This is a genomic window from Halomonas sp. GFAJ-1 (assembly GCF_000236625.2).
In the GTDB taxonomy this organism is placed as follows: domain Bacteria; phylum Pseudomonadota; class Gammaproteobacteria; order Pseudomonadales; family Halomonadaceae; genus Vreelandella.
On sequence record NZ_AHBC01000007.1, the window covers coordinates 1 to 8887 of the forward strand.

8 protein-coding genes are annotated in these 8887 nt (G+C 50.6%); 4 read left to right on the forward strand and 4 right to left on the reverse strand.

From position 1 onward, the window contains the following. Positions 1-146 precede the first annotated feature (146 nt). The gene (locus MOY_RS02315; RefSeq protein ID WP_009096087.1) at positions 147-629 is read left to right on the forward strand and encodes an Lrp/AsnC family transcriptional regulator; all 483 of its coding nucleotides are present in this window, start codon (positions 147-149) and stop codon (positions 627-629) included. Positions 630-884: 255 nt separating this feature from the next. Beyond that, positions 885-1940 (forward strand): TRAP transporter substrate-binding protein, encoded by a 1056-nt coding sequence (locus MOY_RS02320; protein ID WP_009096089.1) that lies wholly within the window; start codon positions 885-887, stop codon positions 1938-1940. 348 nt (positions 1941-2288) lie between these two features. Here the strand turns inward: MOY_RS02320 and MOY_RS16610 are convergent, their stop codons facing one another. The 4 genes from MOY_RS16610 to MOY_RS02340 all read right to left on the reverse strand — a co-directional run bounded on the left by MOY_RS16610 (position 2289) and on the right by MOY_RS02340 (position 7035). Continuing rightward, on the reverse strand, positions 2289-2819 hold the full coding sequence (locus tag MOY_RS16610) for an outer membrane beta-barrel protein (RefSeq protein WP_009096090.1): 531 nt from the start codon (positions 2817-2819) through the stop codon (positions 2289-2291). A 237-nt stretch (positions 2820-3056) separates the two neighbouring features. After that, a complete protein-coding gene (locus MOY_RS02330; protein WP_009096092.1) occupies positions 3057-4517 on the reverse strand; it encodes a sodium-dependent transporter in 1461 nt (486 codons plus the stop codon). Positions 4518-4886: 369 nt separating this feature from the next. Continuing rightward, complete coding sequence (locus tag MOY_RS02335; RefSeq protein WP_009096094.1) at positions 4887-6473, reverse strand: sigma-54-dependent transcriptional regulator; 1587 nt, start codon at positions 6471-6473, stop codon at positions 4887-4889. A gap of 85 nt (positions 6474-6558) precedes the next feature. Next, positions 6559-7035 carry an Lrp/AsnC family transcriptional regulator gene (locus MOY_RS02340; protein WP_009096096.1) on the reverse strand — a complete coding sequence of 159 codons (477 nt, stop codon included), beginning with the start codon at positions 7033-7035 and terminating at the stop codon, positions 6559-6561. A gap of 127 nt (positions 7036-7162) precedes the next feature. Between MOY_RS02340 and hppD the strand changes: the two genes are divergently transcribed. Continuing rightward, a complete protein-coding gene (hppD, locus tag MOY_RS02345) occupies positions 7163-8269 on the forward strand; it encodes a 4-hydroxyphenylpyruvate dioxygenase (protein ID WP_009096098.1) in 1107 nt (368 codons plus the stop codon). Between the two features lie 28 nt (positions 8270-8297). Then, positions 8298-8687 (forward strand): Rieske (2Fe-2S) protein, encoded by a 390-nt coding sequence (locus MOY_RS02350; RefSeq protein ID WP_009096100.1) that lies wholly within the window; start codon positions 8298-8300, stop codon positions 8685-8687. The last annotated feature ends 200 nt before the right edge of the window (positions 8688-8887 follow it).

Consider the following 8887-nt stretch of genomic DNA (forward strand, 5'->3'; position numbering starts at 1 on the left):
GTTGTAATACGCTTGAGTCTAGCCAAGAGCGCACTAAAGGTGCTTGCTAATTCACTCTTCAAAAGTCTGGTTATTAATCATTCCTTTCATTTTTTTTCTTTAGACGCAATGATATTCAACAAACCACAAATAAATGAAATGACGCCATGAGAGAAGTGACGAAAGAAATCACCTTAGACAGACATGATCAGCGCATTCTTACCCTGCTTCAGCAACAGGGGCGCATTACCAACAATGAGCTTGCCGAACAGATCGGGCTTTCCCCCGCCGCCTGCTGGCGTCGCGTAAAGGCCTTGGAAGAGAGTGGCGTTATCCGCCGTTTTGCTGCGCTGGTGGAGCCCAGCTTAGTGGGCCAGCCACTATCAGCATTGGTCATGGTGACGCTGGTTCGCCATCACATTGACAATACCGTTGAGTTTGAAAATCGCATTCTGCAGTACCCAGAAGTGCTGCAGTGCTACGCCACCACCGGCAACGCCGATTTCGTACTGCGAGTAGTTATTGAAGATATGGCGGCTTACGACCGTTTTCTGAATGAGAAGCTCTTCACCCTAAATGGTATCTCCCAGGTCAGCTCCAATTTCGTGCTACGTAATATCAAAGAAGAGACCGCTATCCCGATTCGCTGACTCCACTGACCACGGCCGCCAAACTTGTAGATCTTTAAGCACCCGAGTTCTGTAAAACTTAAAACCCAAGACTTAAGTACAATACCAACCGCTCTCAAATTAGTTGCTATTGAAACTATCCAGAGGCATGGTAACCGGTGTGATTTACGCAGCCCCGAGAAGACGCCACTTGCCCGGGGTTAGGCATTACCAATAACAACACAGGCGCTAGGTTTTCGTACAAGGCCTAATAGCGCCGGCTCTGGAGCTTTAAAAATGAATAAACCTGCTCGCTTACTCGTAGGTGCCATCGCTATTTCAAGCATGGCATTTAGTATGTCGGCACTTGCACAAACAACGATCACCGTCAGTACCTGGGGCGGGCCTAACCATGGCGTCAATACCATTGTTTGGCCGACCTGGAAGGCGTGGATTGAGGAAGCCACTGATGACCGGGTCACGGTAGAGGTGGTGCATGATATGGGGCCACCTCCCGCACAAATGGAGATCGTTGCGGATGGCATTGCGGACGCCAGTTGGATTTTTCATGCGCATATGGCGGGCCGCTTTCTAGCAACGCAGCTGCCTGAATTCCCTACGTTTGAGGAGTTCTCCTCAGAAGATGCTTCCGCCGCTTATTGGCATACCCATCAAGAGTATTTACAGCAAGCTAATGAGCACCGTGGCGTTGATGTGGTGGCGATGGGCGTGCATGGCCCAGGGCAAATATTTACCCGTGATCAAATAAGCTCAATTGATGAGCTTGCCGGCAAACGGCTGCGCGTGGGCGGCGGAGTGATGAGTGGCTTAGCCGAGGCAATGTCAGTGACTGGGGTCGCCATTCCTCCAACAGGCACCTACGAAGCGGCCTCCCAAGGCGTTGTTGACGGTGCGATGCTAACACTTGAAAGCTTGCGCAGCTTTCGCGTTGCCGAAGTAGCCCCGCATACCCTTACCGTAGATGGCGGCTTCTATCGCGGCAGCTTTGCGATTGTGATGAACCCGATGTTCTGGGATCAAGTGTCGGACGAAGACCGCGCGGCAATTGAAAGCGTATCGGGCGAGCGGCTTTCACGCCTATTTGGCTACATGATGGATATTTCCGACCAGCGTGGCGTTGAATTTGGTGAAGAAAATGGCGCGACCTTTACCCAAGCATCGGAACAAGACATTGACCACCTGCGGGGCGTCGCCAGCAACTTGCAGGATGCCTGGAGTGAGTCTGTAAAGAGCCGTGGTGTGGACGCGCCAGCAGCGCTTGCCTTCTTTCGTGAGCAGTTAGTTAATGCAGCGGAGGAAGAGAGTATCGCCAACCGTGTTGTAAGCCAGTAGACGAGTGTTCTCGCCGCGACGCATAGCGAGCGGCGAGAACACATTGATACGCTGATGCCTCCCCCATAAACACCACTGTTCAGCGCTTTCCCTCCCACGTCACTTCTTGCCAGCTTTCACCACCCCACCTTGGCTCTCAGCGCTCTTCTTTCCAGCGCTCTCATCATCTGCACCATACGATCTCACTTGAAACCAAATTGACCCGTATCAAGGTCATGCAGTGCGCATCGGTTGATACTGAGATCATTACCCAGCACACCTAAGGGAGCATGACGATGGACGTCGCTGCCCCCACCCTATACATGGATTGGGGGGGCTTTGCCTCTCGATCAGCCACAGGCTCGCTGGCTAGAAAAACAAGTGTATACCCGCCGCAAAGTTGTCTATTTTTCCGCTATCAACATCAAAACGCTGGTATTCAGCAAATACGGAAATATCGTCAGCGACGTGGTAAGCCCCGCCTACACCAAAGCTGATATCAGTGCCTCTGTCAGAGAAAATATTGCCATAACCGTCTTCACTAACGTCAACACGCCAAAAGAAGCCGCCCACTTTAGCGAACATATCAATCCGTTGATTTAGAGGCGCGCTCAGTACTAACGATGTATTGATACCCGTTACCTCAGCCTCCCAGGGAGGGGTAGGGTGGTTTTCATTTTTATCTTTGGAACTACCGAGATTTAAGTAAGCCACTTCAAACGCTAAATGCTCACTCACTGCATAGCCACCTTTTACAGAAAAGCTAAGGGAGTGGTCATAATCCCCCGGAAACTCTGATTGACCGACAGATGCCCCCACATAGCCGCCAGCATGGGCGGACCCAGCCGCAAATGTGAGTATTGTTAGTAGCGAAGAGTTAACGCAAAATTTTTTTAACACAATCGTGTTCCTGGTATTTTATGATCCGTTATTGGTGTCGTACTTTACTATCGGCCTAATTAAACTATCGAGCCAAACCCAACGCTTGCTAATTTAACATTGCTCAATAGGCTTGTATGTAGGCTTTGAAATAGATGACTGTGCGAAACAAGCCATGCCAATAACGCAAAACGCCCCCATCAGCATTTGATGGGGGCGTTTTTCAGGCAGCTGTTTAAACAGCTGGTACCGCGTGCGCTAATAGGCTTGGTGACGCAGTCGCGGGCTAGCCAATTCTCCCACCACGGTGACAAGCGCCAGCAGCGCCAGCAACCACGGCCACTGAGTGCCTACCTGGAGGGTGGCAAGGCCCAGCGCATCGATGAAAATTAACACAATGCCTAGCGGGCTGACGTAACGCACCATAAACAACCACAGCATATGCTGAGTGCGGGTAAGTCCTAGCTCTTCCCTGAATATTTCATTACGCAGCAGGAAGCCTGCCATCAGTGCCATGCCTAGGCCACCTAGCGGCATCATCCAGCGGGAAGTTAAGTAATCTAACCAGCCAAAGAAGTTTCGCCCAGCCAGCGACCAATCAGCACCAACATTGAACGACAGCATCGCCAAGGTGCTCACTAACCACAGCACAATACCCACACCCCACGATGCCTGTTTACGCGTCATTCCCTTGCTTCCAGTGAGCCAGGCTACCGTCGCCTCGATCATCGAAATCGACGAGGTAAGCGCCGCCATCGACAGCATCAAAAAGAACAGAATGCCAAACAATGTGCCAAAGGGCATCGCTTGGAACGCCAGCGGCAGGCTCATGAAAATCAGCCCTGGGCCCTCGCCGGGGTTCATTCCGTTAGCAAAAATAATCGGAAAAATAGCCAAGCCAGCCATCAGTGCAACTACGGTATCAGCGATAGCCACGCTAAACGTCGTGCGCGCGATGGAGTGCCCGTCTGGCAAGTAAGAGCCGTAGGTAAGAATCGCACCAGATGCGAGCGACAAGGTAAAGAAGGCGTGCCCTAGCGCTGCGAGCAAGCCTTCGCTGCTTAACCCTTCCGTGTTGAAGGAAAACAGAAACGACCATGCCTCTGCAAAGCCGCCGGAAAACGCACCGTAGCCAATCAGTATGCCCAGCATGATCACCATGCCAGGCATCATCCAGCTCACGCTCTTTTCAATACCGGCCTGTACGCCTTTGCCCACAATAAACATGGTGAGCACCGTAACCAGCGTGCTCCAAGCGCCGAGTGAAAACGGATTAGCGTTATTGGCGGAAAAAATAGCCGCCATGTCTTCGACGCTATTACCCGCCAGTCCGCCGCTCAGCATTTTCCACAGATAGGAGAATGACCAGCCAGCGACCACTACATAGAACGACAGAATCATGAACCCACAGAGCATGGCCATCCAGCCGAAGATCGACCAGAAACTGCCGCGGCCCGACTCGTGTACCACACGACGGATAGCGTCAATCGGGCTGCCCCTTCCACGGCGGCCGAAGCTGATTTCAGCCATCATGATAGGAACACCGACCGCCAATATGCAGGCCAGATAGACCAGCACAAAAGCGCCCCCCCCGAACTCGCCGGTGATGTAAGGAAACTTCCAGATATTACCCAGGCCCACTGCAGAACCCGTGGCTGCCAGCACAAACCCCCAGCGGCCCAGCCACAGCGTTTTGGGAGGCGTATTTGTCGTTGTCATTGGGAAACCTTATGAATTTGTATTGTTTTATTAGGCTATTTATTGATGAGCAGCTAGAACAGCTACTTAAAAGCGATTAGCTGCTTATAAAAGCCAACCAACGGCGGTCAACCCGTCATAAAGAGCAATCTATAAAGAGTCTATGGGGATAGCCATGGGGCAGGAATGGGCTTAAATCGCATTCATTGAGACGCTGGCTGCCTAAGCGAGGCGCAACCGTAAACTATACGTTACACTTAATAAAAAATGCCGATAGCCGGGGGCCAAGCGTTATATTTCTCTGCCACCCTGTAAATAAATCGTTACAGTTAATTTAACGGCCATGAAAAATTTTATAAAAATCGTCCCAAATTATCTCTTAGTAATGACTTAAGTGTTGTCTTGGCTATTGTTTTGAGTATCGTCTTGAGCACCTATCCCGTAACGTTTGAGCTTATTGGCAATGGTGGTGTGCGAAACGCCCAACCGCTTGCCCAGCTGGCGGCTGGAGGGGTGCTGCTGATACAGCGTACTTAAGATGTTTCTTTCCACCTCGCCTAGCATGTCGCTCAAGCTTCCTTCTAATGGAATCCCCGCCAGCTCAGAAGACACTTCGCTGTAAGGAAGGCGCAAATGCACCGGCTCAATGGTCTTCTCTTCACACAGCGACACCGCCTGGAAGAGCACATTTTCCAGCTGACGCACATTACCCGGCCAGTCGTAGCGGGTGATTTTTTCAAGCGCAGTGGGCGAAAGCTCCGGCAAAGGGCAGCCTATCTGACGCGCTGCACGATCAAGTACATAGGCCGCCAACTCCTCGATGCCGTCCAGGCATTCACGTAACGGTGGCACCTGTAGCGAAAGCACATTGAGCCGGTGATAAAGATCCAGCCGAAAAAGCCCTTCACTACATAGTTGTGGCAGGTTTTGTTGAGTGGCACAGATTACTCTGACATCAAGGAAGGTCTCCTCCTCGCTACCCACACGCCGAAAGCCGCCATCCTGAAGAAAACGCAACAGCTTCGTCTGCAGCCGTGGGCTCATTTCGCCGACTTCATCAAGAAAGACCGTGCCACCTTCGTTAAGCTCCAGGAGGCCAAGCTTTCCTTCCGGCCGAGCGCCCTCAAAGGCTCCAGGTGCGTAACCGAAAAGCTCTGTCTCGGCCATTGACTCAGGAAGCCCAGCACAGTTAAGCACCACAAACGGCGCTTGCCCCCGAGGGCTGGCCAAATGACAGGCCCTGGCCACCAGCTCTTTTCCCGTCCCCGTTTCACCCACAATTAACAGCGGTGCATCCAGTGGCGCCATACGACGCGCCTCGTTGATCACGGCTTCCAATCGCGAACTCGACTGAAAAATGGCCTCAAAGCCACGCAGTTCCTGACGCTGCACCTGGTAAATACGTGCTCCAATACGGTCAGCACGGTGTAACGTCACGACCGCCCCTGCTAGTGAATCCACCTTCGTGTCTTCCATGTGCAGTGGCGCGATATCGGCAAGATAAGTGTCACCTTTTAGCTTGATCCGCAGCCCATTGATGCGTGAGTTGTTACGGCGAATCAAATCGGGAAGATCCACTTCATCAAGATAACGATCCAGCGAGAGCCCCGGCACTTCTTGAACACGCACCCCCAATACCTGAACAGCAATACGGTTAGCCGCCACAATCCGGCCCTGCATATCAATCGACATGACGGGGTCAGAAAGCGAGGATAACAGCGCATCCAGTTCCAAATGACGGCGCTCACTGGGCATCAAGCTAGCGCGCTTAACACTAAACACGCCGGGGATGGCTTCCAATACCGGCTTAAGCGTCAGTAGCTGCGCATTAAGTAAGTTCGGAACATGCAAATAGATGGTATTGCCCTGCTCACCGCCCACTTCGCCCCGCGCGACATTAATTCGGTAATCAGCAAACTGAGCCACTATATCGCGAAGAATGCCAATTCGATTCTGACAGTAAAACTTAAGACGCATAGAACCCTCAGGACACAAAAAACTCTGTTGCTTAGGGAGCCTCTGATTAGGCGTTGCCTGAAAAGTCGGCGATTTCGGACATAGCCTAACCACCACTCACTGGCAGGCCCTGCGCCTCTTTCATACTACGCAGTATGATTTCAGAGCGGACCTGGGTGACATTAGGATGAGGCAATAAATGATGGTGAATAAAGTCCGAAAATTCGGTGAGGTCCTTGGCTATTACGTGCAGTACATAGTCCGCATCGCCGGATACAGAGTAGGCTTCTCGCACCATGGCGTGCTTCGTCAGTAACGCTACGAAATCATCGTCCATGCTTTCACCGTGAGCTTTAAGGTTAACTCTAGTGATGGCACGCAAGCCAAAACCCAGGCTAGCGGCATCTAGCCTCGCCGAATACCCCTTAATCACCCCCTCGGTTTCTAACCGCGCTTTGCGCCGGGAGCACTGAGAGGGAGACAGGCTGACGCGCTCACCCAATTCTGAATTAGTGAGGGCTGAGTTTTTCTGCAATTCTGACAAAATTGCAAGATCGTAACGATCTAGAGAAACCTCATGCATATAAGACTCCAATTGCGCACAAGCTGTGCACTATTTGGCTGCATACGGGGTTAGTTTGCAACCTAATTGCACCGACTCTTCCCTATACTGATCTTGTCAAATTACAAAACAATAAGGAGAGACAACGATGGGTCCCTTCCCACACGACGCGCCCAAAGTAACTATAAGTGATGTAAACCCAGCAGGTACTGATGGTTTTGAATTTGTTGAATTTGCCCACCCTGAGCCCGAAAAATTAGACAGCCTGTTTAGGCAAATGGGCTTCGTCCCCGTTGCAAAACACCGTGACAAATCAATCACTGTTTATCGTCAGGGTGATATCAACTACCTGCTTAACAGTGAGCCTGACTCACATGCATCAGCATTTATCGAGGCACACGGCCCATGCGCACCGGCCATGGCCTGGCGCGTAGTTGATGCTCAGCATGCCCTAAAACGTGCCGTTGATTTAGGTGCTGAAGAGTTCACTGGCAATAAGTCTATCGACGCACCAGCCGTTATTGGCATTGGCGGTTCGCTGCTTTACTTTATTGATACGTACGGCGAAAAAGGCAGCTGTTACTCCAATGAGTTTGAGTGGTTAGCTGAGAAAGATCCTAAGCCTAAAGGCTTTGGTTTTTACTATCTTGACCACCTCACTCATAACGTTATTCGCGGCAACATGGACACGTGGTATAAGTTTTATCACGACACCTTTAACTTCCGTGAAATACGCTACTTCGATATCACCGGTAAAGTAACCGGCCTTACAAGCCGTGCATTAACCTCCCCCGACGGTAAAATCCGTATCCCTATTAACGAGAGTGCCGACGATCATAGCCAGATCGAAGAGTACTTACGTGAGTATAACGGCGAAGGTATTCAGCATATCGCCATTGCCACGGACGATATCTATACCGGCACTGACTTAATTGCGGCTGAGGGACTCGAATTTATGCCTGGCCCGCCAAGCATCTACTATGAAAAGTCGCTTGAGCGCGTAAAATACCACCAGGAGCCTCTCGATAAACTTCGTAACCGTGGCATTTTGATTGATGGTGAAGGCGTCTTGGGCGGTGGCGAAACCAGAATTTTGCTACAAATATTCTCAAAAACGGTGATTGGTCCGATCTTCTTCGAGTTTATCCAGCGCAAGGGCGATGATGGGTTTGGAGAGGGTAATTTTAAAGCACTTTTTGAATCCATCGAAGAGGATCAAATTAACCGAGGCGTGTTGCAAAGCACTGCTGACTAGTACTGTTAAACAGTAAAAAGGAAACCCTGTGCACGACGCTTGGCGTAACTATGCGAATGCCCCCCAAGCGGGGGCTATTGTTTGTCCTTCTAATCTCATACAAGAAGGTAAAACACACTGCCTGGAAATTATTAGCAACGGTGGATCTTTCCCTGTCATTGTAACGCGCATAGAGGGTGCTATTTATTGCTACGTCAATGCCTGCCCCCACCAGTACTTACCTCTCAATTACCGGTCAGAGAGTATCATTTCGTCAGATGGAAATCGTTTGCTATGCAGTGCCCATGGCGCAGCCTTTGATAGTAAAACAGGCAACTGTTTAACGGGCGCCTTCGATAAACTTGACGCAATACCGGTGTTTGAAGATCAAGAGGGTAACGTTTGCATTGGGCATATCAAATGCAAACAGACCAACTAAAATCTATTACTGTCTAGCTACAAAATAATGTGTCACCTAGCCATTGAGCATATTACAAAAAAGATTATTTCTTCAGGTTGGTAGCCGCTGAAAAGAGCTACTGAAAATTAGCCCTAGTGCTCAGAATGCAATACTGCACCTTCCCTGAAGTACCGCAGAGGATACACACATTCTCTTTAATCGCCTGGCTTCAAATTCTT